Annotated in this window: 23 protein-coding genes, 1 other RNA gene and 2 pseudogenes; 11 read left to right on the top strand and 15 right to left on the bottom strand. The window is 68.4% G+C overall.

Annotation, left to right across the window (positions count from 1 at the left end):
* The first annotated feature begins 33 nt into the window (after nt 1–33).
* The 3 genes from lipB to KXD96_RS18835 are packed head-to-tail and all read left to right on the top strand — an operon-like array spanning nt 34 to nt 2,463.
* A complete protein-coding gene (lipB, locus tag KXD96_RS18825; RefSeq protein ID WP_260738703.1) occupies nt 34–732 on the top strand; it encodes a lipoyl(octanoyl) transferase LipB in 699 nt (232 codons plus the stop codon).
* On the top strand, nt 729–1,655 hold the full coding sequence (lipA, locus tag KXD96_RS18830) for a lipoyl synthase (RefSeq protein WP_260738706.1): 927 nt from the start codon (nt 729–731) through the stop codon (nt 1,653–1,655). The genes lipB and lipA overlap by 4 nt, the downstream gene beginning before the upstream one ends.
* 55 nt (nt 1,656–1,710) lie before the next feature.
* Nucleotides 1,711–2,463, top strand: a complete 753-nt coding sequence (locus KXD96_RS18835; RefSeq protein WP_260738708.1) for a DUF4191 domain-containing protein — start codon at nt 1,711–1,713, stop codon at nt 2,461–2,463.
* Nucleotides 2,464–2,471: 8 nt separating this feature from the next.
* Here KXD96_RS18835 and KXD96_RS18840 read toward each other — a convergent pair whose 3' ends face one another.
* Nucleotides 2,472–2,894 (bottom strand): RDD family protein, encoded by a 423-nt coding sequence (locus KXD96_RS18840; protein ID WP_260738710.1) that lies wholly within the window; start codon nt 2,892–2,894, stop codon nt 2,472–2,474.
* 243 nt (nt 2,895–3,137) lie between these two features.
* On the opposite strand from KXD96_RS18840, the gene glnA reads away from it, so the two are divergent.
* Nucleotides 3,138–4,574, top strand: coding sequence for a type I glutamate--ammonia ligase (glnA, locus tag KXD96_RS18845; RefSeq protein WP_260738713.1), 1,437 nt, complete (start codon nt 3,138–3,140; stop codon nt 4,572–4,574).
* On the opposite strand, the gene KXD96_RS18850 is transcribed toward glnA, so the two are convergent.
* Nucleotides 4,562–4,888: a hypothetical protein gene (locus tag KXD96_RS18850; RefSeq protein WP_260738716.1), complete on the bottom strand. Its 327-nt coding sequence runs from the start codon at nt 4,886–4,888 to the stop codon at nt 4,562–4,564. The genes glnA and KXD96_RS18850 overlap by 13 nt on opposite strands.
* Nucleotides 4,889–5,035: 147 nt before the next feature.
* Between KXD96_RS18850 and KXD96_RS18855 the strand changes: the two genes are divergently transcribed.
* Nucleotides 5,036–6,019 (top strand): hypothetical protein, encoded by a 984-nt coding sequence (locus KXD96_RS18855; RefSeq protein WP_260738718.1) that lies wholly within the window; start codon nt 5,036–5,038, stop codon nt 6,017–6,019.
* A gap of 892 nt (nt 6,020–6,911) precedes the next feature.
* On the opposite strand, the gene KXD96_RS18860 is transcribed toward KXD96_RS18855, so the two are convergent.
* The 9 genes and pseudogenes from KXD96_RS18860 to KXD96_RS18895 form a co-directional block, all read right to left on the bottom strand.
* The gene (locus KXD96_RS18860) at nt 6,912–7,499 is read right to left on the bottom strand and encodes a GNAT family N-acetyltransferase (RefSeq protein WP_260738720.1); all 588 of its coding nucleotides are present in this window, start codon (nt 7,497–7,499) and stop codon (nt 6,912–6,914) included.
* Between the two features lie 90 nt (nt 7,500–7,589).
* Nucleotides 7,590–8,269 (bottom strand): annotated as a pseudogene (locus KXD96_RS18865) (LLM class flavin-dependent oxidoreductase); the annotation flags it as partial.
* Nucleotides 8,263–8,358: pseudogene (locus tag KXD96_RS28795) on the bottom strand (hypothetical protein); the annotation flags it as partial. The pseudogenes KXD96_RS18865 and KXD96_RS28795, both read right to left, overlap by 7 nt.
* A 75-nt stretch (nt 8,359–8,433) precedes the next feature.
* Nucleotides 8,434–10,173, bottom strand: a complete 1,740-nt coding sequence (locus KXD96_RS18870; RefSeq protein ID WP_260738722.1) for an NAD-binding protein — start codon at nt 10,171–10,173, stop codon at nt 8,434–8,436.
* Between the two features lie 3 nt (nt 10,174–10,176).
* Nucleotides 10,177–10,563, bottom strand: coding sequence for a DUF6394 family protein (locus KXD96_RS18875; RefSeq protein WP_260738724.1), 387 nt, complete (start codon nt 10,561–10,563; stop codon nt 10,177–10,179).
* 113 nt (nt 10,564–10,676) lie between these two features.
* Entirely contained in the window at nt 10,677–11,537 is an 861-nt protein-coding gene (locus tag KXD96_RS18880; protein ID WP_260738727.1) for a TIGR03619 family F420-dependent LLM class oxidoreductase, read from the bottom strand.
* Complete coding sequence (locus KXD96_RS18885) at nt 11,534–12,178, bottom strand: PaaI family thioesterase (protein ID WP_260738729.1); 645 nt, start codon at nt 12,176–12,178, stop codon at nt 11,534–11,536. Before KXD96_RS18885 ends, KXD96_RS18880 begins: the two co-directional genes overlap by 4 nt.
* The gene (locus KXD96_RS18890) at nt 12,175–15,159 is read right to left on the bottom strand and encodes a bifunctional [glutamine synthetase] adenylyltransferase/[glutamine synthetase]-adenylyl-L-tyrosine phosphorylase (protein ID WP_260738731.1); all 2,985 of its coding nucleotides are present in this window, start codon (nt 15,157–15,159) and stop codon (nt 12,175–12,177) included. Before KXD96_RS18890 ends, KXD96_RS18885 begins: the two co-directional genes overlap by 4 nt.
* A 49-nt stretch (nt 15,160–15,208) precedes the next feature.
* Nucleotides 15,209–16,546, bottom strand: coding sequence for a glutamine synthetase family protein (locus tag KXD96_RS18895; RefSeq protein WP_260738733.1), 1,338 nt, complete (start codon nt 16,544–16,546; stop codon nt 15,209–15,211).
* Between the two features lie 293 nt (nt 16,547–16,839).
* Between KXD96_RS18895 and KXD96_RS18900 the strand changes: the two genes are divergently transcribed.
* Complete coding sequence (locus KXD96_RS18900) at nt 16,840–17,352, top strand: DUF2231 domain-containing protein (RefSeq protein WP_260738735.1); 513 nt, start codon at nt 16,840–16,842, stop codon at nt 17,350–17,352.
* 28 nt (nt 17,353–17,380) lie between these two features.
* Nucleotides 17,381–17,830, top strand: coding sequence for a hypothetical protein (locus KXD96_RS18905; RefSeq protein WP_260738737.1), 450 nt, complete (start codon nt 17,381–17,383; stop codon nt 17,828–17,830).
* Between the two features lie 12 nt (nt 17,831–17,842).
* Here KXD96_RS18905 and KXD96_RS18910 read toward each other — a convergent pair whose 3' ends face one another.
* A complete protein-coding gene (locus KXD96_RS18910) occupies nt 17,843–19,405 on the bottom strand; it encodes an alpha/beta hydrolase (RefSeq protein WP_260738739.1) in 1,563 nt (520 codons plus the stop codon).
* A gap of 109 nt (nt 19,406–19,514) precedes the next feature.
* Nucleotides 19,515–21,071, bottom strand: coding sequence for an alpha/beta hydrolase (locus KXD96_RS18915; protein WP_260738741.1), 1,557 nt, complete (start codon nt 21,069–21,071; stop codon nt 19,515–19,517).
* 188 nt (nt 21,072–21,259) lie between these two features.
* Here KXD96_RS18915 and panB point away from each other — a divergent pair, with 188 nt between their 5' ends.
* Both panB and KXD96_RS18925 read left to right on the top strand, forming a co-directional pair.
* Complete coding sequence (panB, locus tag KXD96_RS18920) at nt 21,260–22,105, top strand: 3-methyl-2-oxobutanoate hydroxymethyltransferase (RefSeq protein ID WP_260738743.1); 846 nt, start codon at nt 21,260–21,262, stop codon at nt 22,103–22,105.
* Between the two features lie 142 nt (nt 22,106–22,247).
* The gene (locus KXD96_RS18925; protein WP_260745448.1) at nt 22,248–23,426 is read left to right on the top strand and encodes a cellulase family glycosylhydrolase; all 1,179 of its coding nucleotides are present in this window, start codon (nt 22,248–22,250) and stop codon (nt 23,424–23,426) included.
* 1 nt (nt 23,427) lies between these two features.
* On the opposite strand, the gene KXD96_RS18930 is transcribed toward KXD96_RS18925, so the two are convergent.
* Entirely contained in the window at nt 23,428–23,808 is a 381-nt protein-coding gene (locus KXD96_RS18930) for a heme-binding protein (RefSeq protein WP_396876987.1), read from the bottom strand.
* 207 nt (nt 23,809–24,015) lie between these two features.
* On the opposite strand from KXD96_RS18930, the gene KXD96_RS18935 reads away from it, so the two are divergent.
* Both KXD96_RS18935 and KXD96_RS18940 read left to right on the top strand, forming a co-directional pair.
* On the top strand, nt 24,016–24,255 hold the full coding sequence (locus tag KXD96_RS18935; RefSeq protein ID WP_260738745.1) for a hypothetical protein: 240 nt from the start codon (nt 24,016–24,018) through the stop codon (nt 24,253–24,255).
* Nucleotides 24,256–24,395: 140 nt separating this feature from the next.
* Nucleotides 24,396–25,928, top strand: a complete 1,533-nt coding sequence (locus tag KXD96_RS18940) for a CYTH and CHAD domain-containing protein (protein WP_260738748.1) — start codon at nt 24,396–24,398, stop codon at nt 25,926–25,928.
* An 8-nt stretch (nt 25,929–25,936) separates the two neighbouring features.
* Here KXD96_RS18940 and rnpB read toward each other — a convergent pair.
* An RNA gene (gene rnpB / locus KXD96_RS18945) (RNase P RNA component class A) lies at nt 25,937–26,336 on the bottom strand.
* Between the last annotated feature and the right edge of the window lie 42 nt (nt 26,337–26,378).

The following is a 26,378-nucleotide window of genomic DNA, read 5'->3' on the forward strand; positions in this document are numbered from 1 at the left end:
CGGCACGGCTGCACGGCGAGTACCGTCGCGAACGTGATCGATTCCATCCGGTCCAGCCGGTCCGTGATCGACGTCCGCCAGCTCGGAACCGTCGAATACCGCACCGCCTGGCAGCTGCAGCGCGAGCTGGCCGACGCCAGGGTCGCCGGCGGTACCGACACGCTGCTGCTGATGGAGCACCCGCCGGTCTACACCGCGGGGCGGCGCACCGAGCCGCACGAACGACCGGTGGACGGCACCCCCGTCGTCGACACCGACCGTGGCGGCAAGATCACCTGGCACGGCCCGGGGCAACTGGTCGGGTATCCGATCATCGGCCTGGGCGAGCCGCTCGACGTGGTGAAGTACGTCCGGCGCCTCGAGGAGGCGCTGATCAAGGTGTGCGGCGACCTGGGGGTGGAGACGTGCCGGGTGGACGGCCGGTCCGGGGTGTGGGTGCCGGGGGCCGCCGGCCGGCCCGACCGCAAGGTCGCCGCCATCGGCGTGCGGGTCTCGCGCGCCACCACCCTGCACGGGTTCGCGCTCAACTGCGACTGCGACCTGCACGCTTTCGAGGCGATCGTGCCGTGCGGCATCACCGACGCCGGCGTGACGTCGTTGACGGCCGAGCTGCGGCGTCCGGTGACTGTCGCCGAGGTCCGCGCGGCCATCGCCGACGCCGTCTGTGACGCCCTCGACGGGGCACTTCCGGTCCGGGAACACCCGGCCACGCGCGTAGCATCAGCCATGTGACTGTCGCACCCGAAGGCCGCAAGCTGCTGCGCCTCGAGGTCCGCAACGCGCAAACCCCGATCGAGCGCAAACCGCCATGGATCAAGGTCCGGGCCCGGATGGGGCCCGAATACACCCAGCTGAAGGGCCTGGTCCGCCGCGAGGGACTGCACACGGTCTGCGAAGAGGCCGGCTGCCCCAACATCTTCGAGTGCTGGGAGGACCGGGAAGCCACCTTCCTGATCGGTGGTGACCAGTGCACCCGGCGCTGCGACTTCTGCCAGATCGACACCGGAAAGCCCGCGGAGCTGGACCGTGACGAGCCCAGACGGGTCGCCGACAGCGTGCGGGCCATGGGGCTGCGCTACGCCACCATCACCGGGGTGGCCCGCGATGACCTGCCCGACGGCGGGGCCTGGCTGTACGCCGAGACGGTGCGCGCCATCAAAGAACAGAACCCGTCGACCGGTGTCGAGCTCTTGATCCCCGACTTCAACGGCGCGCCCGCGCGGCTTGCCGAGGTGTTCGAGGCACGCCCGGAAGTGTTGGCGCACAACGTCGAAACCGTGCCGCGGATCTTCAAGCGGATCCGGCCCGCCTTCAGCTACCGGCGCAGCCTCGACGTCATCACCGCGGCGCGCGACTTCGGGCTGGTCACCAAGAGCAACCTCATCCTCGGGCTGGGCGAAACACCCGACGAGGTGCGCACCGCCCTGGCCGACCTGCGGGGCGCCGGCTGCGACATCGTCACCATCACCCAATACCTGCGCCCGTCGACGCGTCACCACCCGGTCGAGCGCTGGGTGCGGCCCGAGGAATTCGTCGAGTTCGCCCGGCATGCCGAGGGGCTGGGCTTCTCCGGGGTGCTGGCCGGGCCGCTGGTGCGGTCGTCCTACCGGGCGGGTCGGCTCTACGAGCAAGCCGCGCGCACCCGCGCCCTTTGATGCCGGGGCGCCGTAGGCCCGATTGTTCAGCGGCGCCGGTACGTATCCTTTGACTATGGCTAAACCCCGCACCGCCGCCGAGAACAAGGCCGCCCGGGCCCAGGCGCAGGCCGCGCGCAAGGCGGCCGCCAAAGAGCGCCGCGCCCAGTTGTGGCAGGCGTTCAACCTGCAGCGCCGCGAGGACAAGCGGCTGCTGCCCTACATGATCGGCGCCTTTGTGCTGATCGTCGCCGTCTCCGTGGCGGTCGGGGTGTGGGCCGGCGGGCTGACGATGATCACGTTGATTCCGCTGGGCGTGGTGCTCGGCGGGCTGGTGGCCTTCATCATCTTCGGCCGCCGCGCGCAGAAGAGCGTCTACAGCAAGGCCGAGGGCCAAACCGGCGCGGCCGCATGGGCTTTGGACAACCTGCGGGGCAAGTGGCGGGTGACGCCGGGGGTGGCGGCGACCGGCCACCTCGACGCGGTGCACCGAGTCATCGGCCGGCCCGGCGTCATCCTGGTCGGCGAAGGGTCGTCGGCGCGGCTCCGGCCGCTGCTGGCGCAGGAGAAGAAGCGCACCGCGCGGCTGATCGGCGACGTGCCGATCTACGACTTCATCGTCGGCAACGGCGAGGACGAGGTCCCGCTGTCCAAGTTGGAGCGCCACCTCAACCGCCTGCCGGCCAACATCACCGTCAAACAGATGGACACGCTGGAGTCCCGGCTGGCCGCGCTGGGAACGCGGGCCGGCGCCGCCGTGCTGCCGAAGGGGCCGCTCCCCAACGCCGGCAAGATGCGCGGTGTGCAGCGCACCGTGCGCCGCAAGTAGTCAGCCGGTCAGCGCCGCACAACAGCCGTTGCCGTCAGCCGATCTTGCAGGCCGCGGCCGTCCCAGTCGGTGAACAACGCCGGGACGACGGTCCCGACGAGCACGCCCCGCACCACCGCGCGGACGATGCCGACGCCCGCCCGACCGTCGACCGCCACCACCTGCAGACCCAGCACCAACTGCCCCGGCGTGAAGCCGAACAGCCGCACCGAAACCACGCCGAGCACGAACCAGATGGCCAGCACCGCCGTCGCCAACGTGTGTTCGGAGAAGACGCCGAGGCGCAGGGCCAGCGCCGCCAGGCCGTAGGAGATCAGCCAGTCGACCATCAGGGCGCCCAGCCTGCGGCCCATCGGGGCCAGGGAACCCGGTCCACTTTGCGGCAGTCCGAGCCGCTCGCCGGGATAGGTGGGCGGTGAATCCGGCGTCATCGACCGGGACCTTGCTTCGCCGCGGCAACCGGCCGGTTCCAGAACCCCGACTGAACGCTGCGCCAGGGCACGGGAACGGTTACGATCCAGCGGTCCATGGCCCCACAATAGAGCCCGCCGCGACGGCGCCTCTTTTGTGAACAACGTGGGTCGCGTAACGTGCGCGCAACATGGGGTTGACTGCCGGGCAACATCTGCTCCATAGCGTCAGGCCGCGGATCTCACCAGTAAAGGAGCATTTCTGTGACGGAAACGACGCCCGACGACGTCTTCAAACTCGTCAAGGACGAGGACGTCGAGTTTGTCGACGTACGGTTCTGTGACTTGCCAGGCATCATGCAGCACTTCACGATTCCGGTTTCGTTCTTCGATAAAAGCGTCTTCGAGGACGGCCTGGCCTTCGACGGCTCGTCGATTCGCGGGTTCCAGTCCATCCACGAATCCGACATGCTGCTCCTGCCCGACCCCGCGACGGCGCGGATCGACCTGTTCACCGAGCACAAGACGCTGAACCTGAATTTCTTCGTGCACGACCCGTTCACGCTCGAGCCCTACTCGCGCGACCCGCGCAACATCGCCCGCAAGGCGGAGAACTACCTGATCAGCACCGGCGTCGCCGACACCGCGTACTTCGGCGCCGAGGCCGAGTTCTACATCTTCGACTCGGTCAGCTTCGACTCGCGCACCAACGGTTCCTTCTACGAGGTCGACGCGATCTCGGGATGGTGGAACACCGGCGAGCCGACCGAAAACGACGGCAGCCCCAACCGCGGCTACAAGGTGCGCCCCAAGGGTGGGTATTTCCCGGTCGCGCCCGTCGACCACTACGTCGACCTGCGCGCCCAGATGCTGTCGAATCTGATCAAATCCGGCTTCATCCTGGAGAAGGGCCACCACGAGGTGGGTTCCGGCGGGCAGGCCGAGATCAACTACAAGTTCAACACGCTGCTGCACGCCGCCGACGACATGCAGTTGTACAAGTACATCGTCAAGAACACGGCATGGCAGAACGGCAAGACCGTCACCTTCATGCCCAAGCCGCTGTTCGGCGACAACGGTTCCGGCATGCACACCCACCAGTCGCTGTGGAAGGACGGCAGCCCGCTGATGTACGACGAGACCGGCTACGCCGGCCTGTCGGACACCGCGCGTCACTACATCGGTGGCCTGTTGCACCACGCCCCGTCGCTGCTGGCGTTCACCAACCCGACCGTCAACTCCTACAAGCGGCTGGTCCCGGGTTACGAAGCGCCGATCAACCTGGTCTACAGCCAGCGCAACCGCTCGGCCTGTGTCCGCATCCCGATCACCGGCAGCAACCCGAAGGCCAAGCGCCTCGAGTTCCGTTGCCCCGACTCGTCGGGCAACCCCTACCTGGCGTTCTCGGCGATGCTGATGGCCGGGCTGGACGGCATCAAGAACAAGATCGAGCCGCAGGCCCCGGTCGACAAGGACCTGTACGAGTTGCCGCCGGAGGAGGCCGCCAACATCCCACAGGCGCCCACCCAGCTGTCCGCGGTGATCGACCGGCTCGAAGAGGACCACGAATACCTCACTGAGGGAGGCGTTTTCACGCCCGACCTGATCGAGACGTGGATCAGCTTCAAGCGCGAGAACGAGATCATGCCGGTCCAGATCCGACCGCACCCGTACGAGTTCGCGCTGTACTACGACGTGTGATCCGTCAACGAAATCACCCGCGTGGCGGCCGCCGCGCGGGTGATTTCGTTTGTGCTGACGGCCGGAATCCCGCGATACGCCCCTCGTTTGACCGCCGAGGTGGGAGTATCACGTTCCACGGGGATACCGCGCGCGGAGGTTGCAATGACGCCGACCGACTCGAAGCTCTCGGCAGGCCGAGCGGTAGTCACAACGTTCATGGCCGCCGCCGCGACGCTCTGGGCGACCTCCTGTGGAACCGACACCAAGGCGCCGCCGACGACCTCATCGTCGGTGTCGTCGACTACGCACACGACCACTTCGAGCTCGACCATCTCCGTCTATAAGCCGCCACCGCTCACCACGGGAACGCCACCGACGACGAGCGTGACGACACCTCTGCCCTCTACGACGATGACCACCGCGCCAACCGGCACATCGCCGTCACCGGCTCTGACTACACCGACTCAGGTTCCGACACCGTGAGCGACGAAGTGGAGGGTTCGCGCACCCTCCCGAAGTGGATCGGCGTCGTGGGGTTGTTCATCGCGCCGACCACCATCATCACCTCGCTGTGCTACTTCTATGGTTACGTCGCGACCCGAACGTATTTTTCGTACTTCGGAATCGACACGGACGCAATTGGATTCACGACGTCCGATTACGTGGTCAAGAGCCTTCCGGCGCTGTACGTGCCGCTGGTCGTGGGCTTGTTCACCTGGGTGATGATGCTCTGGGCGGCCGACTACCTGCGTCGCCTATTGGAATCCGAGCGCCGACCGCGGTCGCTACGCAGATTGGCATGGGTCGCGCTCGTCGTCGGCGCGATATGCGTGGCCAGGGCCATCGTCGGCCTCACCAAGCCGGACTGGGCCCCGATTCAGGTCGACGCAGTGACGCCGTTGGCGCTCGGCGTGGGTGCCGCCCTGTTGGTGGTCGGGTTGTGGCTGCTTGCGGGAACCCGCGCTCCCGATGCGCCGCGACCGTTCGCGGCCGCCGAAAGGGGCAGCTTCGTGGTGGCGGCCGGCGCGATCGTCGTGGCGTTGTTTTGGGTGGCTGACATTTTCGCGACGTTTCGTGGTCACGACCTCGCGACCAACACCAACGCGGGATTGTGGTCGCGCGAAAATGTCGTCGTTCTGGACGTGGAAGCCAAGCAGGATCTGCCGCTGCTGCTGGGCAATCAGATCAAAGTGAGCTGGGCGCCGCTGGGCAGCGACCCGTCGGCGAAGTCAACGTTTCTTCGCTACGAATGTTTCCGTTCGCTGGCCGTCCACAACGACCGCTGGGTGTTGGTGCCGGCGCGATGGGCCCCGGCCGCGGGATTCGCCGTCATCGTCAATGCCGATGCCTCGCATGTCATCTCGCTCAAGAGGATGGAGCACATCGCCGACAGCGACGCGGCGAAGAACACGGCCGGCAATTGGGAGTGCCCCGAGGTCGGCGTCGACGAACAGGCGAAGTAGTCCACTGTCGACGGCTCGAATTACCGGCCAGGCCCGGCACGACGACCGGGACCGACTCCCGCCCCAGGACCGGAACCGGGGCCATTGCCGGCACCGGGACCGAATCGCCCTGGGAGAGGGCCGGCGCTGGGACCGGCGCTCGGTCCGGCACCGGCGCCGGGACCATCGGGCAGCTGCCGGGTCGGAGCCCCGGATGGCCCAGCTGCCGGCGCCGGAGAGGCAGGAGGCGGAGCGCTTTTCGCAGTCGCCTCGGCCGTAGCCGCCGGTTCAGCCGGGGCCGGAGCCCCCGTCGCAGGGGGCGGCTCCTTCGTGACGGGATCCGCCGGAACTGGAGCCGGGGCTGCGGGAGCAGTGCCCACAGCGGTGGGCGCTGCCGCCACCGAGATCCATCCGGCGGCCAGTATGGAGCCGGCAGCCAATCCGAAGCCCACAGCACCACCACGACGCACCTTATGACTCATCTCGCAGTCCTTTGCCTTTTGATGTCTGGGACGTTCTGCTCCGGACAGGCCGCCAGTCAGACATACTGCCCAGACCCTGGGCCGAAAGTAGGGTTTTCACGAGAACGCCACCCCGCGATGGCCCACCCGACGCCGAAATTCAGCCACCACGATGGAAACGGCCGACGCCGCAGCGGGCCCCTTCGGCTAGGTACGCCAGTCGTGGAGGGCGAAAACGGGCCGCGCGTTTGTCGAATCCGAAAGTTCAATTTAAAACCCTTGCGTCCGCTACGGACCCGGGGTTAACTTCTCGCGCATGACAATCAGCACCGCACAAACAATGGTCGGGAGCGGCGGGAGCCGCGTGGGCGGAGGTGCCGGCGGCGGCCGCTTCGGCGGAGGTGCCGGCGGCGGCTTCGTCGGTGGCGGTGCCGGCGGCGGCCGCTAACCGATCACACGATCGGGCCGGGCGGCTCGTCGGGGTCGGCTGCGCCGGCCAGGTCGAGTTGCATCCACGCGACGTCGTGCCAGCGGCCGTGTTTCCATTCGACGCGCCGGTACAGGCCGGCGTCTTGAAACCCGAATGATCGGTGAAAACCGTTGCTAGCCTCGTTTGGTTGGGTGATTCCGGCGAAAGCTCTGCGGTAGCCGCGCTCCGCGAGCCGGCGCAGCAGTCGCGTATAGAGGTGGCGACCGCCGCCCGTGCGGTGATGGCCGAGGTCGACATAGATTCCGGTCTCGACCGACCACTGGAAGCTGGGCAGGCGTAGAAGCGCGTGGCCGTAAGCGAAACCTACGGTCTGATCGCCACGTTCGAGCACCAGCCATTCGTGGGCGGCGGTGATGCGGGCGGCCATCTCCCCTACGCTCGGCACTTCAATTTCCCAGCTGATGGCCGTGTCTTCGACATACGGGCGATAGATTGCGAGGCACGCCTCGGCATCCGCTGCGGACGCCGGACGCACCCCGCCGGTGTTCCCTGGCATGCCGGGGATTCTGCCAGGCCGGCAAGGGGTTTCGGTGCGGCGCTCGTCAAACATAAACTATGGCGAAGGTCTGCGGCGTGTCGTCGCCATAGGTTATGTGTCGCGACACCAGGCAAGAAGGCAAGAAGGCGAGAAGGCCCGGAATCACCCGTCGAGCGCCAAGTCCTTGCGCAAGCGCTGCATACCATCGATCTTGTCGGCCAGCGACGCGTCCGGACCGGCGTAGAACATCCACGGCATGGTGATGATGCCGGTGATGCCGGCGTCGGCGGCGCGTTGGTAGTCGGCGGTGGTGAATGCATCGGTCAGCGGCGTCAGGATCGTGAAATCATCCATGGACAAACCGTTTTCGGCTCGCAACTCCCGCGGCCGGCCTACCGCGTCAAGGGCCCGCTCGTCTCGATCAAGCCGCCGATCCAGCCGTCGTTGCGCGCGGCGCGGCGCAGCGCAATGTCGCTGAGGCCGCCCACGTACACCGGTATCGGCGGCGGGGTCGGCTCCATCTCCAGCCGCGGTGCCCGAAAGAACGCGCCCTCGAACTCCGCCCAGCCCGGCTGCCACAGCTTCCGCATCAAGTCGATGATCTCGTCGGTCCGTTTCCCGCGGGCCTCGAACCGCTCTCCCATCAATGCGAATTCCTCACGGCACCAGCCCACGCCGATGCCGAGCGCCACCCGCCCCGACACCAAAACGGCAGCGGCGCCAATGGCTTTCGCCGCCGAATACGGATTTCGCATCGCCGGGATGTAAACGGTGGTGACGAACCGCACCCGCGTGGTGACCTGCGCCAGCGCGCCGATCAGGACCCACGGATCGGGCCAGTCGGGGGCGCCGCGTGGGGCGTCGACGTCGCCGGCACCGGCCACAGCGCGCACAAATCTCGCGGGGCGCTTCCGGTGAACGGGCCGTAGCTTTCGCGCTCTACTGCGACGTGTAATGGGGTCCAGTCCCCTCGCGAGCAGCCGAAGAGCAGGGCGCGGTGATCCGCTCAGGTCGTCCTGCTGCGGCGCCGAGAGGTGAGCCTCCCCCACACCCACGTCAAGGCGACGTCGCGGCCAGTGGCCAGGTACTCCACGGTCGCCGGATAGTGGCAGATCTCTTGCGCCTGGGACAACCCCTCGGGCTTACCGACGAGGAGCACCTGGTCGTCGAGGGCGAGGGGGGTATCCGGGGCCGGCATGAACCGCGGCTCGCCGGCGCGGACGAGGACCAGCGCGGCCAGCGGCAGCGCAGCGTCGCGGTCATCGGGCCGGCGCATGAGGTCCCCGATCGTCAGGGTGCGCCCGCGGTGCAACCAGTCCGCAATAGCCGGGGCCTGCGCAGCGGAGAGCACGATGGCGGCACGCTCGGGTGTGCACCGGCCGCAGCGATCCCGCAAGTGCTCACGCACTTCGGTGGCCCACCGCTCGTCGCGCCGGAAGGCATGTTCAACGAAGCTCCAAAACACCGGGGTGAGAATTCGGGCGAGGACCTCGCGGGCGACGAGTTCGGTCGCGATGTACACCGAGTCGATCTGCACGGCGTCGAGCAGGGAGGTGTTAGCGCTCGTCCGCTGGCGGACGACGAGGTAGACGTCGGGATTGGTGAGCCGGGCCCGCTCGGCCATGGCGATGTTGGCCGTGTCGTTGCGGGTGCCCGCGACGAATCCGACGGCATCGGAGACGTCCACTTCGCCGCCGGCCGGGTCGGCGAGTTCCGCGGTGACCCCGATGGCAGCCAGAGTGCTGACGAGATCGCGCCCGAAATCGGCCTCGGCGCACACCACCCAACGGCCGGCCGCAAGGCCGCCGCGCACCGGCGGTAACTCGGCTTGGTCGTTGTCCATCAGCCAGCGCAGCAGCTGATGGTTGACCGGCCGATGGATCGACAGCGCGAGGTAGTCGCCGAACCGATCGTCGGGGTTGATGACGGCGGCCGGGGAGAAATGCTCCATCCAGCCCTGGATTCGGTGGTCGGTGCAACGGGCAAGGACCGGCACTTCAGGCCGCAGCAGCGATACCGTCATCACGACGGCGAGGTTCGCGTCGTCGTCGTTGGTCAGGGCGAGCACACCCTCACAGTCGCGATGCGCCAGCCCGGCCACGCCCAGCATCGCCGGTATGGCGCAGTTGCCCTCGACCGCGGGGACGTCGAAACTGAGCTGCTCGGATATCACCGACTGGACCCTGGCCTCCTGCTTGTCGATGACGACGAACCGGCGCCGCTGTTCGTCGAGCTCGGAGCCGACGGCCCGGCCGGCGTCCCCGTAACCGGCGACGACGAAGAAGGGCTCAACCATCCGGCGGACCCGGCGACGGAACCGCTGGGCCGCGATGGCGTCCCGGAAAGCGGCGTCCTGGATCACCGAGAAGAAGACCCCGATGGCGTAGGCCCAGCTGACGACGACCAGGTAAATCGACAGCGACAGCCACATCCGCTGCGGGTAGCTGAAGGCGCCGGGCAGCTCGCTGTAGCCAACCGTCGTCAGCGTGATGGTCATCTGGTAGAAGGCATCGAAAACGGTCAGCCGGTATGGGTTTCCATGCGCGTCGACGCCCGGCATGAACATCAGCCCGGCGGTACAGATGCTGAAAATCGTGATCACGACGATCAGCGGCGCCCGCATGCGCCGCATGAAGAGGAAGATCACATCGGTGGTCGGTACCGCCGTCGGAACGGTGATCGGCTTGCGCCGCGGTTTCACCCGCCGTCGGGTCCAGAACGGAAACAGGTGCAACAAGTTCGGCATCGACTACCGGCGCCGGAACGACGCCGTCTCGACCACGAGCAGGGTGACGGAGACGATGTTGGCCAGCAACGCCCCGCCCGACAGGGACACCACACTCGCGGTCGCATGTCGGTCCAGTCCGGCGACGGATACGTGGGTGGCATACACCCACATCGCGGCCGCGGCAACGAGCTGGAGCAGCGCGACGAGGCTGGCCGCGAGGTGGACCGCACCGAGCTGGGTGCGGTCACCGAACTTCAGGACCGTGGTGATGAGAGCGACGACGAGGGCAAGGAAGAGCTCCCAGGAGTTGTGCAGCTTGGGATCCCCGACGTCGCCGACGAAGAAACCGAAGTTCAAGGTCGCTGCCAGCATCACAAAGAAACCAAAAACCACCTTCTCCAGATTCACACCGGCAGCCTAGCTCTACTGTCGCGTGTCGAGTCGGAATTGGCGCGCCGTCCCCTCGCGAGCAGACGCAAAAGCAAGCAATTTCGGCAGGAATTGGGGCCGCGCCTGCTCGCCTAGCCGTCGAGCCCCAAGTCCTTGCGGAAGCGTCGCATCCCGTCGATCTTGTCGTCCAGGCTGGCGTCGGGCCCGGCGTAGAACATCCACGGCATCGTGATGATCCCAGTGATGCCGGCGGCCTCCGCGCGCCGATAATCGGCGGTGGTGAACGCGTCGGTCAGCGGTGTCAGAACGGTGAAACGGTCCATGGACAAACCGTTTTCGGCCCGCATCTCCCGCAGCCGGCCCACCGCGTCAAGGGCGCGCTCGGTGTTGATCAGATCGCCGATCCAGCCCTCGTTGCGCGCGGCGCGGCGCAGCGCAATGTCGCTGAGCCCGCCCACGTACACCGGTATCGGCGGCGGGGTCGGCTCCATCTCCAGCCGCGGTGCCCGAAAGAACGCGCCCTCGAACTCCGCCCAGCCCGGCTGCCACAGCGCACGCATCAAGTCGATGATCTCGTCGGTCCGTTTCCCGCGGGCTTCGAACCGCTCGCCCATCAACGCGAATTCCTCACGGCACCAGCCCACGCCGATGCCGAGCTCCACCCGGCCCGACGCCAAAACGGCAGCGGTGCCAATGGCTTTCGCCGCCGAATACGGATTTCGCATCGCCGGGATGTAAACGGTGGTGACGAACCGCACCCGCGTGGTGACCTGCGCCAGCGCGCCGATCAGGACCCACGGATCGGGCCAGTCGGTGAACGGCTGCCACCGTCGCTGCCCGTCCTTGGTGTACGGGTACGGGGTGTCCAGGGTCTCCAGGTTGAGGACGTGGTCGGGGATGCCGATGCCGTCGTATCCGAGTTCGTCTGCGGCCCTGGCGAGCTCGATGATCTCCCGGGTGTCCAGGAATGCGCTGCTGATGTAGAACTTCATTGCACGTCCCGCGCCCACGCCGGCTCGATGAAGACGCCCTCGGCCTCAACCGTGACCCCCGCGGCATCCGAAATCGTCCCGCGCGCAAACACTTTGATGCCCTCCTTGCGGTCCACCCACGCATCGCAGCGAAGCGGGCCCAGCGGGGTGCCGCGCAGGTATTTCACGGTGATGGTTCCGGTGAAACGGGGCTTGGACAACCCCTCACTGGCGGCCTCTCCGAGCATGTGGTCGAGCACCAGGGCGCTGACGCCGCCGTGCACCAGTTTCGGTGGCCCCTCGTATGCCACCCCGAGGACGAACTCGCTCCAGCAGCGCCCGCCGCCCTCGTGCCGCACGACGATCGGCGGCGCGACCGGGTTGCACACCCCGATCGCGGCGTTGCCCAGCGGCAGCGCCCGGTCGTTGACCTGGTAGCTGACCCCGACCGGTCGGGTCCGTTGCCGCAACGACTCGGTGACGGCCTCGATCGCGGATCGCGCCCGGGCGACGACCTCGTCGTCGACCTCGGTCCGGACGGTGGCGTCGACCAGTTCACGCACGGCGTCGGCCAACGGGGCGTAGAGCGCTGTCACACGGTCAGCCTCCGCCGCGTCGAGCACCTCGAATATGGCGTCCAACGCGCCGGCCTCCTGACTCAACTCCCAAACACCTTCCGAACCACGGCCTTTGCCCGCCGCGTCACCCGCAGATAGTTGTCCAAGAACTCCCCGCCGTCGTCGGTCGGCCAGCCCGCGGCCACCGCGACCGCGTTGAGCTGGCGTCCAGGCCCCGGCAGCTGGTCGGTCGGCTTGCCGCGGACCAGCACCAGGGCGTTGCGGGCCCGGGTGGCGGTCAGCCACGCCTGGCGCAGCAGCTCGACCTCCTCGGCGGGCACCAGGTCGGCGGCGGCGATCGCGTCGAGGCACTCCAGCGTCGAGGTGTTGTGCAGGGCCGGAATCTCGTGCGCGTGCCGCAGCTGCAGCAGCTGCACGGTCCACTCGACGTCGGCCAGTCCGCCGCGGCCCAGCTTGGTGTGCGTGTTGGGGTCGGCGCCGCGCGGCAACCGTTCAGACTCGACGCGGGCCTTGATGCGCCGGATCTCCCGCACCGCCTCGGCGGACACGCCGTCGGGCGGATAGCGCGTCTTGTCGGCCATCAACAAGAACCGCTGGCCCAGCTCCGCGTCGCCGGCGACCGCGTGCGCGCGCAGCAGGGCCTGAATCTCCCAGGGCTGGGCCCACTGCTCGTAGTACGCGGCGTAGGAGCCCAGCGTGCGCACCAGCGGACCCTGCCGACCCTCGGGCCGCAGGTTGGCGTCGACCTCCAGCGGAGGGTCGACGCTGGGCGTGCCCAGCAGGGTGCGCACCTGCTCGGCGACCGTCGTCGCCCAGCGGATCGCCACCGAGTCCTCGACACCAGCCGCCGCCTCGCACACGAACATCACGTCGGCATCGGAGCCGTAGCCCAGCTCGGCGCCGCCCAGCCTGCCCATGCCGATCACCGCGATGGCCCCCGGCGCCTTGCCGCCCTTAGGGAGGTTCGCACGGATGATCGCGTCCAACGCGGCCTGCAACACGGCGACCCACACTGACGTGAGCGCCCGGCACACGTCGGTGACTTCGTAAAAGCCGAGCAGGTCGGCCGAGCCGATGCGGGCCAGCTCGCGGCGGCGCAGCGTGCGGGCGGCCGCGATCGCGCGCACCGCGTCGGGATGGCGGCCGGCCGAGGCGACTAACGCCCGAGCCACCGCGTCGGGGTCCGTCTCGAGCAGCTTGGGCCCGGCCGCGCCGTCGCTGTAGTCCTGAATCACCCTGGGCGCGCGCATCAAAAGGTCCGGCACGTACGCCGAGGTGCCCAGCACGTGCACGAGTCGCTTGGCCACCGCCGGCTCGTCGCGCAGCGTGGACAGATACCAGTTCTCCCCGGCCAGCGCCTCGGACAGGCGGCGGTAGGCCAGCAGCCCGCCGTCGGGATCGGGGGCGTACGACATCCAGTTCAGCAGCCTGGGCAGCAGCACCGACTGCACGCGACCACGCCGGCCGCTCTGGTTGACCAGCGCCGACATGTGCTTCAACGCGGTCTGCGGCCCCTCGTAGCCGAGCGCGGCGAGCTGCCGTTCGGCGGCCTCGGGCGTCATCCCGTGCCCGATCTCCAAGCCGGCCGGGCCGATCGACTCCAGCAGCGGCTGGTAGAAGAGCTTGGCGTGCAGCTGCGACACCCGCAGGTTCTGGTGGCGCAGCTCCTCGCGCAGCACGCCCGCGGCGTCGTGGCGCCCGTCGGGCCGGATGTGCGCGGCGCGCGCCAGCCAGCGCACCGCCTCCTCATCCTCTGCCTCCGGCAACAGGTGGGTGCGCTTGAGCCGCTGCAGCTGTAGCCGGTGCTCGAGCAGCCGGAGGAACTCGTAGGAAGCCGTCAGGTTCGCCGCGTCCTCGCGGCCGACGTAGCCGCCCTGGCCCAGCGCGTCCAGCGCGTCCACCGTAGAGGCCACGTGCAGCGACTCGTCGCTGCGCCCGTGCACCAGCTGCAGCAGCTGCACGGCGAACTCCACGTCCCGCAGCCCGCCGCTGCCGAGTTTGATCTCGCGGCCGCGGACGTCGGCGGGCACCAGCTGCTCGACCCGGCGGCGCATGGCCTGCACCTCGACGACGAAATCCTCGCGCTCGCAAGCGACCCACACCATCGGCATCAACGCGGTCAGGTAACGCTCAGCGAGCTCCCGATCACCCACGGCGGCACGGGCTTTCAGCAACGCCTGGAATTCCCACGTCTTCGCCCAGCGCTGGTAGTAGGCGACGTGCGATTCGACGGTGCGGACCAGCTCACCGCTGCGGCCCTCCGGCCGCAGCCCGGCGTCCACCTGGAAGAAGGCCGACGACGCCACCCGCATCATCTCGCCGGCCAGCCGGGTGGTCAGTGGGTCGGCGCGCTCACCGACGAAGATGACGTCGACGTCGCTGACGTAGTTCAGTTCGCGGGCACCGCATTTGCCCATCGCGATGACCGCCAGCCGTGGTGGCGTGCGGTCGCCGCACACGCTGGCCTCGGCCACCTGCAAGGCGGCGGCAAGCGCGGCATCCGCCAGGTCCGACAGCTGGGCACCGACCACGGTGAACGGCAGCACCGGTTCGTCCTCGACCGTCGCGGCCAGATCGAGCGCGGCCAGGACCAGCAGCTGGTCGCGGTACAACGATTGCAGGCGTGCCACGACCGAACCGGGATCGGCGGAAGCATCCTCGACACAGTCGGTGAACGCCGCGCACAGCTCGTCATGCGTGGCCAGTCTGGCCCTGCCCCGCAACAGTTTCCACGACTGCGGGTGGGCTACCAGGTGATCCCCCAGCGCCAGCGACGAGCCGAGCACCGCGAACAGCCGCCCCCGCAGCGGGCGTTCGGTGAGCAGGGCGGCGTTGAGCTCGTCCCAGCCGGTGTCGCGGTTCTCCGCCAGCCGGATCAGGGCGCGCAGCGCGGCGTCGGGGTCGGGGGCGCGCGACAGCGACCACAGCAGGTCGACGTGGGCCTGGTCGTCGCGGTCGTACCAACCCAGCTCCGTCAGGCGATCGTGCGCCCGGGGATCGACCAAGCCGAGCCGGCCCACGCTGGGCAGCCGTGGGCGCTGGGTCGCGGGTTTGGTCACGACCACGACGGTATCGCAAACCGCCCGCCGAGCAGGGGTAAGGCGGCGCCGTCGGCTACAGCGACAGGTAGGTGCTCAGCTCGTATTGCGTGACGTGGCTGCGGTAGTTGGCCCACTCCGTGCGCTTGTTGCGCAGGAAGAAGTCAAAAACGTGCTCGCCCAAGGTTTCCGCGACGAGTTCGGAGGACTCCATGGCGCGCAGCGCGCTGTCCAGGCTGGTCGGCAGCTCGCGGTAGCCCATCGCGATCCGCTCCTCGGCCGTCAGGTCCCACACATTGTCCTCGGCCTGCGGGCCCAGCACGTAGCCCTTCTCCACCCCGCGCAGCCCGGCGGCCAGCAGCACGGCGAACGTCAGGTAGGGATTGCAGGCCGAGTCGGGGCTGCGCACCTCGATGCGCCGCGACGACGTCTTGTGCGGGGTGTACATCGGCACCCGCACCAGCGCGGACCGGTTGGCCGCTCCCCACGACGCCGCCGTGGGCGCCTCACCGCCCTGCACCAGCCGCTTGTAGGAGTTGACCCATTGGTTGGTGACCGCGCTGATCTCGGAGGCATGCTCGAGGATCCCGGCAATGAACGACTTGCCGACGTCGGACAGCTGCAGCGGGTCGTCGGGGCTGTGGAACGCGTTGACGTCACCCTCGAACAGGCTCATGTGGGTGTGCATCGCCGAGCCGGGGTGCTGCCCGAACGGCTTGGGCATGAAGGACGCGCGGGCGCCGTTCTCGATCGCGACCTCCTTGATGACATAGCGGAACGTCATCACGTTGTCGGCCATCGACAGGGCGTCGGCGAACCGCAGGTCGATCTCCTGCTGCCCCGGCGCGCCCTCGTGGTGGCTGAACTCCACCGAGATGCCCATGAACTCCAGCGACTCGATCGCGTGGCGGCGGAAGTTGGAGGCGGAGTCGTGCACCGCTTGGTCGAAGTAGCCGGCGTTGTCGACCGGGACGGGCACCGACCCGTCGTCCGGGCCCGGCTTCAGCAGGAAGAATTCGATTTCGGGGTGGACGTAGCAGGAGAACCCGAGGTCGTTGGCCTTCTGCAGCTGGCGGCGCAGCACGTGGCGCGGGTCCGCCCAGGACGGCGAGCCGTCGGGCATGGTGATGTCGCAGAACATCCGCGCCGAGTGGTGGTGGCCGCCGGAAGCCCACGGCAGCACCTGGAAGGTCGACGGGTCGGGGTTGGCCACGGTGTCGGATTCCGAGACCCGCGAGAAGCCCTCGATCGAGGATCCGTCGAAGCCGATGCCCTCTTCGAAGGCGCCTTCGAGTTCGGCCGGGGCGATGGCGACCGACTTGAGGAAACCGAGCACATCGGTGAACCACAGCCGAACGAAGCGGATATCCCGTTCCTCCAGCGTGCGGAGGACGAATTCCTTCTGGCGATCCATAACCAAACAGTAGGCAACAGCTGTTAAATCCGTGTTACCGAGCCGCTACCGGTGTGCGTTGACCAGGCACTATCGCGAAACACGCGGGCGGCCTCCTGTGGTCGACGGCGGCGCCGCGCCGTGTCTCGCGCGAGGGGCGGCCCGGCGGGCCGACCGACGCCCGCCAAACGAGTCCCGGTGGTCTGGCGCTGACCACGTTTAGCCACACGCGAAGCGGGTAGCCGTCGCGCGCGCGAAGCACCTGCTTCATCCGACCCACCTCGGCTAGCGCAAACGACCACACGGAGGGCGCGATGGCCACCGAAGTCGAGCAGGCCAAAGAACCGGTCAGCGCCGTGTTGGCCGGGCCCTATGGACACCCCTTCCATCCCATCCTGGTGACGGTGCCGATCGGTGCCTGGGTCAGCAGCCTGGTGTTCGACATCGCGTCGCACATTGTGACCACCCCCGGCTTCTTGGCCCAGGGCTCGGAATGGCTGATCGCGATCGGTGTCATCGGTGCGCTGCTGGCCGCAATGATCGGGTTGCTGGATCTACTGGCCATCCCCGGCGGCACGCGGGCCTTCCGGGTCGCGCTGCTACACATGACGCTCAACGCCGCCATCGTCGTCGCCTACGCGGTCAACTTCATCTGGCGCCACGGCAGCTACGGCGACCCCGCCGCAGTCGCGCTGGGGCCGCTGGTGCTGTCGGCCGTCGGCCTCGCCGTGTTGACGGTGTCGGGCTTCTTGGGCGGCATGTTGTCCTACCGCTACGGCGTCCGCGTCGCGCGCGAGGCCGACCAAACCGAAGCTTTCCGCTCCTGATTCCCCACCGGCCCAGGAAGGAACGATCATGGGTATCGCAGCACTCGTTTTATGGATCCTGACCGCCGGCGGCGGCTTCTACCTGCTGGCCCAGTGGGTCGGCGGCGGCGGGCATCGGCGCACAAGCGCCACCAGGTTCCCGCCCGCACTGATCTTCGGGCATTTCCTCCTCGCGGCGGCCGGGCTGGTGCTCTGGATCATCTACCTGGGGGCGGACAGCCGCCCCGTGGGCTGGGCGGCATTGGTATTGCTGGCATTGGCCGCGGTGGGCGGCTTGACCATGTTCGCGCGATGGGTGCCCAGCTACCGCGCCCGCCAGGCCGCGGCCGCCCCCGGCAGCCAGCAGCCGGCCGGGGGCTCCGGTGACAACCCGCCGGAGCGTTCCTTTCCCGTCGCCATCGTGGGCGCCCACGGGGTGCTGGCGGTGACCACCCTCGTACTAGTGGTGCTCACCATGGCCGGTATCGGAGCGGGCTAGGGCTCAGTCCGGTCAGGACTCGCACCGGTAGGACGCGGGCGGCAACGTGCCCGCGACGATGTAGCGCATGACGGCGGCGTCCACACACTGGTCGCCGTTGAACACCGCGGTGTGCTGGGTCGCGTCGTAGGTGATCAGCGTGCCGCCCAGCTGGTGCGCCAGGTTGACGCCGGCCTGATACGGGGTGGCCGGGTCGTGCGTGGTGGAGACGACGACGACCTTGCCCGGAGCCGCGGGCGAGGCGGCGTGCGGCGTCGACGTCGCCGGCACCGGCCACAGCGCGCACAGATCGCGGGGCGCGTTTCCGGTGAATCGCCCGTAACTGAGGAACGGGGCCGCCTGGCGGATGCGCTGATCGGCGGAGACCCAGCTCGCCGAGTCTTTCGGCGTGGGCGCGTCGACGCACCGGATCGCATTGAAGGCGTCCTGGTCGTTGGTGTAGTGCCCGTTGCGGTCACGGCCCTCATAGTCGTCGGCGAGCGCCAGCAGATCGCCCGCGTCGGTGCCGCGCTGCAGCCCGAGCAGGCCGCTGGTCAGGTACTTCCAGTGCGCCGGGGTGTAGAGCGCGTTGATGGTGCCGGTGGTCGCGTCGGCGTAGCTCAGGCCGCGCGGGTCCGACGTGCGGCCCGGCTTGGCGGCCAACGGGTCGACCAGGGCGTGGTAGCGGTTGACGAACTGGGCCGGGTCAGTGCCCAGCGGGCAGCCCGGCGAGCGCGCGCAGTCCGCGGCATAGTCGTTGAAAGCGGTTTGGAATCCCGCCATCTGCTGGACGTTTTCGTCGACCGGGCCGACGGTCGGGTCGATCGCGCCGTCGAGCACCATGGTCCGGACGTGCGAACCGAACCTCTCCAGGTACGCCGCGCCCAGCTCGGTGCCGTAGCTGTAGCCGAGATAGTTGATCTGGTCGTCGCCCAGCGCCTGGCGGACCACATCCATGTCGCGCGCGACGGATGCGGTGCCGACGTTGGCCAGAAACGCGGTCCCCATCCGGGTCAGGCACTGCTGGGCCACCTGCTGGTAGAGCTGCTCGATGTGCGCCACACCCGCCGGGCTGTAGTCGACCATCGGCTCACGCCGGTAAGCGTCGAAATCGGCGTCCGAGCGGCAGCGCAACGCCGGGGTCGAGTGGCCCACCCCGCGCGGGTCGAAGCCGACCAGGTCGAAGTTGCGCCTAATCGGGGTGCCGTCCAGGTTCGATGCCATCGCGGCCACCATGTCGACCGCCGACCCACCGGGACCGCCCGGATTGACCAGCAGGGAGCCGATCCGCTGACCGGTCGCCGGAACGCGGATCACCGCCAGTTTGGCTTGCGTCGCCCCCGGATTGTCGTAGTCGACCGGCACCGAGACCGTGGTGCACTGCGCGGTGGGGATTTCGCTTGTGTCCGTGGCGAATTGACCGCAACTCCCCCACGGCTGCGGCGCCGTGACCGACGCCCTCGGGGCCGGCGTCTGCCCCGCATCGGGTTCCGGGGTGGCGCCCGCCACCGGCGGTCCCATCGCCGATTGCCCGAGCAACAGCCCGGATGACAGCAGCGCCGAGCTCAAGGATCTCAGGCGCGACATGGCAGTCATCGTGTCAGCTTCGGGTACCCGAAGCGGCGCGAAACGGTTACGCCTTGGTCTCGTCTGCGCCCCTCACGCGGCGCGTCGGATTGCGCTCGGCGTCAGACCCGTACGCGCACTAGCACTTTGCGCCGCTCGGCGGCGTGGCGCCGCCGACCAGATACGCCGTGACGTAGTTGTCGACGCAACCGTCGCCCTGGAACACCACCGTGTGCTGGGTCCCGTCGTAGGTGAGCAGCGAGCTGCGGAGCTGGTTGGCCAGATCCACCCCGGCCTTGTACGGCGTCGCCGGATCGTGGGTGGTCGACACCACCACGGTCGGCGCCAGGCCGGGCGCCGAGATGGTGTGCGGCTTGCTCGTTGGCGGCACCGGCCAGAATGCGCAGGTGCCCAGCGGGGCGTCGCCGGTGAACGTGCCGTAGCTCATGAACGGCGCGATCTCCCGCGAGCGGCGGTCTTCGTCAATCACCTTGGCGCGGTCGGTAATCGGCGGCTGATCGACGCAGTTGATCGCCACCCGGGCGTCGGTGGCATTGGTGTAGTGACCGTTCGCGTCGCGGCGCATGTACATGTCGGCCAGGGCGAGCAGGGTGTCGCCTCGGTTGTCGGCCAATTCGCTCAGTCCGTCGATCAGGTGGTGCCACAACGTCGGCGAGTACAGCGCCATGATGGTGCCGACGATCGCGTCGCTATAGCTCAGTCCCCGCGGGTCTTTCGTGGGCGCCGGCCTGCCGACCATCGGGTTGTCGGGGTCGACCAGCGGGTCGATCAGACTGTGGTAGACGTCGACGGCCTTGGCCGGGTCGGTGCCCAGCGGGCAGGTCGGCTGCTTCGCGCACTCGGTGGCGAAGCCGTTGAACGCGTCCTGAAATCCCTTGGCCTGACGCAGGTCCGCTTCGATGGGGTCGGCGTTGGGGTCGACGGCGCCGTCGAGGATCATCGCCCGCACATTGTCCGGGTAGGCCTCGGCGTAGGCCGAGCCGATGCGGGTGCCATAGGAGTAGCCGAGGTAGGTCAGCTTGTCGTCGCCCAGCGCCGCGCGGATCGCGTCCAGGTCCCGGGCGACGTTGACGGTGCCGACGTTGGCCAGAAAGTTCTTGCCCATCTTGTCGACGCAGCGGCCGATGAACTGCCTGGTCTCGTCCTCGATGTGGGCCACGCCCGCGGGGCTGTAGTCGACATTCGGCTCCGTGCGCAGCCGGTCGTTGTCGGCGTCGGAGTTGCACCAGATCGCCGGCCGCGAGGACCCCACCCCACGGGGGTCGAAGCCCACCAGGTCGAACCGTTCGCGGACCCGCTTGGGCAGCGACTGCACGACGCCCAGGGCGGCCTCGATACCGGACTCGCCGGGGCCACCGGGGTTGATCACCAGCGAGCCGACCTTGTCCCCGGTGGCGGGGAAGCGGATCATCGCCAGCGTCGCCACGTCACCGTCGAGGTGGTCGTAGTCGACCGGCACCGCCAGCTTGCCGCACAGCGCGCCGGCCGGAATCTTGGCCTTCGGGTTCGCCGAGCGACAGGGCGTCCACTCCACCGCCTGTCCCAGCTTCGGCTCGGCCAAAACGGCGCGCCCACCGACGACGCGCACGCAGCCCGCGAGAAGGAGCGCTACGGCAGCGACCGTTGTCCAAACCAGCAGCGTGCGCGCGACCTTGACGCGGCAAGACAGACCCATGCCAACATATGCTGCCAGAGGAAAGCTGAGATCCTGGTGAGCGGCACCACCGGCCACCGGGCATGGCATGTCTCACATCACACCGACGGTGCAAAGCCACAGCAGAGATGGCAGAATGACACCGTCAGACGAACCCGGGGACCCGACACGGGCCACGAGGATCGACCCGACCACCACTAGGGACAACGATGTCTGAGCAGAACGTTTATGGTGCAGGCGCCTCCGAGCACGCGCAGCCGCTCCCCAAGATCCGTACCCACCACCTGCAGAAGATGAAGGCCGAAGGGCACAAGTGGGCCATGCTCACGGCCTACGACTATTCGACCGCCCGCATTTTCGACGAGGCCGGCATCCCGGTCCTGCTGGTGGGCGACTCGGCCGCCAACGTCGTGTACGGCTACGACACCACGGTGCCCGTGTCGATCGACGAGATGATTCCGCTGGTTCGCGGCGTGGTGCGCGGCGCCCGGCACGCGTTGGTCGTCGCGGACCTGCCGTTCGGCAGCTACGAGGCGGGTGCGGCCGCCGCCCTGGCGTCGGCCACCCGGTTCATGAAGGAGGGCGGCGCACACGCCGTCAAGCTCGAGGGCGGCGAGCGGGTGGCCGAGCAGATCGCCTGCCTGACCGCGGCGGGCATCCCCGTGATGGCGCACATCGGGTTCACCCCGCAAAGCGTCAACAGCCTGGGCGGTTTCCGGGTGCAGGGCCGCGGTGACGCAGCGGAACAGACCGTCGCCGACGCCATCGCCGTCGCCGAGGCCGGAGCGTTCTCCGTCGTCATGGAGATGGTGCCGGCCGAACTGGCCACCCAGATCACCGGCAAGCTGACCATCCCGACCGTCGGGATCGGGGCCGGCCCGAACTGCGACGGCCAGGTCCTGGTCTGGCAGGACATGGCGGGCGTCAGCAGCGGCAAGGCCGCCCGCTTCGTGAAGCGGTTCGGCGACGTAGGCGGGGAATTGCGTCGGGCCGCAATCCAATATGCGCACGAGGTGGCGGAGGGGGTCTTCCCCGCCGACGAGCACTGCTTCTGACCGCCGCCGCCCCGGCCCACATCCGCCGTAATGACTAAAACCGAAACTTGTTGTGTGGCAGGCGGGTACGATTGCTCTTGGATTGAGTCTCGACGCTGAGAGCAAAGGTGAAGACATCGACCGGGGGATTCGCGGTGAGTTCGTGCACCGCCGAACGGTGCTGAAGTCGCCGCTGCTACTGGCAGGTAGCACCGCACTGGCCCGCGCACCGCACGCCGCCGCGCAACCGCCCCCCGCCTCGCCGAAATCAAGCCCATGGTCACCAGACCGTGCCGCCAACTGGTACCGAGCTCAAGGTTGGCTGGTCGGCGCGAACTACATCACGTCGAACGCCATCAACCAGCTGGAGATGTTCCAGGCCGACACCTTCGACCCGCAGCGCATTGATACCGAGCTGGGCTGGGCCCGGTCAGCCGGGTTCAATACGATCCGGGTCTTCCTGCATGATCTGCTCTGGGCGCAGGACTATCAAGGGTTCCAGGGCCGTCTCTCACAGTTCGTCGACATCGCGGCGCGCCACGGCATCAAACCCCTCTTCGTCTTGTTCGACTCCTGTTGGGACCCGCTCCCGCAGGCAGGTCCGCAGCGCCCGCCGAGGCCCGGCGTCCACAACTCCGGCTGGGTGCAGAGTCCGGGCGCGCAACGCATCGACGACCCCGGCTACGCCCACACGCTGCGTGACTATGTCACCGGAGTGCTGACCCAATTCCGCAACGACGACCGCGTTTTGGGCTGGGACCTGTGGAATGAGCCCGATAACCCCTCGCGCCAATATCGCGCCGTCGAGAGGAAAGACAAAGAAGCCGTCGTCGCGAACCTGCTCCCGCAGGTGTTCGAGTGGGCACGCGCGGTAGACCCCTGTCAGCCGTTGACGAGTGCCGTATGGCACGGGGAGTGGGCAGACCCCGGGCGCCGCAGCGCAATCAGCGGCATTCAGCTCGACAACTCCGACGTGATCACGTTCCACTCCTATGACAAGCCGGCGTGGTTTGAGACCCGCATCAACGAGCTTGTCCCGTATGGACGCCCCATCCTGTGCACCGAGTACATGGCTCGGCCCTTGGGCAGCACTGTTGAGGCCATCCTGCCAATCGCCAAGCGTTACAACGTGGGTGCGTTCAACTGGGGGGTGGTCGCCGGCAAGACGCAGACCTATTTTCCCTGGGACTCGTGGGAGCATCCGTACCCCACGATGCCAAAGGTATGGTTCCACGACCTGCTCGCGCCCGACGGACGGCCGTTCCGGGATCCCGAGATTCAGACGATCCGCCAGCTGGGCGGCCTGGCGATGCACCTGCGCGAAGCGCCGCCGCCGAGCTGAGCTACTGGCACCGATTCTGGAAATCGGTCAGCGGCTGGCGAATGCCTTCCAGGTCGGCGTGCGTCTGCGGGTTGGCATCCATGTACTGCTTGAGCTGGTCGCGGATATCGTTGCGGGACTGGCCCCTCAGGCTGGTGAAGTAGGCGTTCACGTCCGGATGGGTGAACAGGTAGGCCGACGTCGCCGCGGCGACGCCCGCGGATATCTGGGCCAGGTCGGCCGCCGTGCAGTTGGGCGCCGGCGAGGGCGCCGGGTCCGGGGCGTCCGGTCCCGGATCCGCGCCGGCCGCTCCGGCGCCGGTGAAAAGCATTGCCACACTGGCCGCGCCGGCCGCGATTCCGCCGGCAATCGCTCGAGTCATGCCGCGGGCAAAAGACACCATAAAGCGCTCCTTGGTCAGGCATCCGTAGGACGTACCGCAAACCATAAGGTGTCTTCGGGTAGCGCATGGGCCATTCGGCGACGAACAATCGCGCCCGCCCCGGACGAATCGGACCGCCACCGGCTGCGGCGTCGATATACTCCAATTCTCTGCCCGCCCACCGCGATGGCTCGAAGCGGTTCACGGTGGCAGGAAGGAGCTCTTCACATGGATGCGCGCCGCTGGATCGCGTTGGCGTTCGCGGGAATGGCCTCGGTTCCCGGGATCCTCGTCGTCACGCATTCCCCCGACCGGGCGGAGGCGACCATCTGCGTCGGCGGGGGCCGGCGCATTTCGGTGAGCGGGTGCACCGATATCGGCGACAACATCGCCCGTTATGTCCCGCCGCCAAACGCGTATGCGCCGCTGCCGGAAGACACCACGCCCCCTCCCCCGCCGCCGCCGTAGCACCGGGGCCGACGACGGACCACGCGGACAGCGGCCATCGCCGCCATTCGCCTGGCCGCGGTATGGCAGGCTATGGGAGCCCATCACCACCGTCCACGACGTTTCAAGGCCGCGGCGACGCGCCCTCAACGGAGCCGAAAATGCCTGCAAAAGCGCCGCAGAGCTCGCGCCATTCAGAGGTGGAGCGCAAGTTCGACGTCGACGAGCACACCGTCTCACCATCGTTCGAGGGCATTGCCGCGGTGGCGCGCGTCGACAAGTCGCCGACCCAGACACTGGACGCGACGTACTTCGACACCCCGGCACACGACCTCGCCCGCAACAAGATCACCCTGCGCCGCCGCACTGGTGGCTCCGACGCGGGATGGCACCTGAAACTGCCGGCCGGGCCCGAAGTCCGCACCGAAGTCCGGGTGCCGCTGGATGCGTCCGGCCCCGACACCGTGCCCGAGGAGTTGGTCGACGTCGTGCTGGCGATCGTCCGCGACCGCCCCCTGCAACCGGTCGCGCGCATCACCACCCAACGCGAAAGCCAGGTGCTGTATTCGGCCGACGGCGCGCCGTTGGCGGAGTTCAGCAATGACCGCGTCACCGCATGGTCGGCGCGCGGTTCCGATGACGCCGACCTGGAGCCCACGCAGCAGGAGTGGCGCGAGTGGGAACTGGAACTCGTCGAGACGAACGAGACCCCGGACACCGGCCTGTTGAACCGGCTGGGTAACCGGCTGCTGGACGCCGGCGCCGTGCCCGCCGGTCACGCCTCCAAACTGGCGCGGGTGCTCGGCACCACGCCGCCGCCCAACGGCGAACAGCCCGCCGAGCACCCGCTGCAGCGCGCGGTGGCCGCGCAGATTCGCGAGCTCTTGGTGTGGGATCGCGCCGTGCGGGCCGACGCCTTCGATTCCATTCACCAGATGCGGGTCACCACCCGCAAGCTGCGCAGCCTGCTGCGCGACTACCAGGAGTCGTTCGGGTTGCCCGACGATGCGTGGGTTCTCGACGAGCTGCGCGAGCTGGCCGGCATCCTCGGCACAGCGCGCGACGCCGAGGTGCTCGCCGAGCGTTACGAGCGTGAATTGGACGCGCTGACGCCGGATTTGGTGCGCGGGCCGGTGCACGAGCGGCTGGTCGGCGGCGCCCAGCGGCGCTACCAGACCGGGCTGCGCCGCTCGTTGATGGCCATGCGGTCGCAGCGCTACTTCCGGCTGCTCAACGCCCTCGATGCGATAGCCGCCCAGTCCCCCGGCAGCGCCCCGGGTGAAGAACACGCGCCGGTCACCATCGACGCCGCCTACAAGAAGGTCCGCAAGGCCGCCAAGGCCGCCGCCCAGGTCCGGCGGGAGCACCCGGAAGGCCACCACGAGCGCGACGAGGCGGTCCACCGGATCCGCAAGCGCGCCAAGCGACTTCGCTACACCGCCGCGGCCACCGGCGCGGACAACGTGTCCGAGCAGGCGAAGGCCATCCAGTCGCTGCTCGGCGACCACCAGGACAGCGTGGTCAGCCGCGAACACCTGCGCCACGAATCCGAAGCCGCCCACGCCGCCGGGGAGGACACCTTCACCTACGGCCTGCTGTACCAGCAGGAGGCCGACCTGGCCGAGCGGTGCACACAACAGCTCGACGACGCGTTGCGCAAACTCGCCAAGGCGGTGCACAAGGCCCAGCGCTAAAAGCGGGGCGGACGAGTTGGCCTGTAAGCCGGATTCTGTTCCGCACACCTCCGGCGACCGGAGCTACGCGGCGGCGACCATCCATCTGGACACACCGTCACCGGGTGCCTCGAGCGGCCTACCCGCAGGCTCGGGCGAGCAGCCCTCGAACGCCTGCGCGGCCGCACCTGCGGTGCGGCCTTCTTGGCCTTGCTTCGGGTGGGGTTTGCCTAGCCACCCCGGTCACCCGGGATGCTGGTGCGCTCTTACCGCACCGTTTCACCCTTACCACCGCGAGGGTGGCGGTCTGTTTTCTGTGGCACTGTCCCGCGAGTCACCTCGGATTGCCGTTAGCAATCACCCTGCTCTGCGAAGTCCGGACTTTCCTCGAACCGCCTCGCGACGGTCCGCGGCCGCCCGGCCAACTCGTCCGCGAACAACAACGGTACTCGCCGGACAATTCCCGGGCCA

This window comes from Mycobacterium sp. SMC-2, assembly GCF_025263485.1.
Classification (GTDB): Bacteria; Actinomycetota; Actinomycetes; order Mycobacteriales; family Mycobacteriaceae; genus Mycobacterium.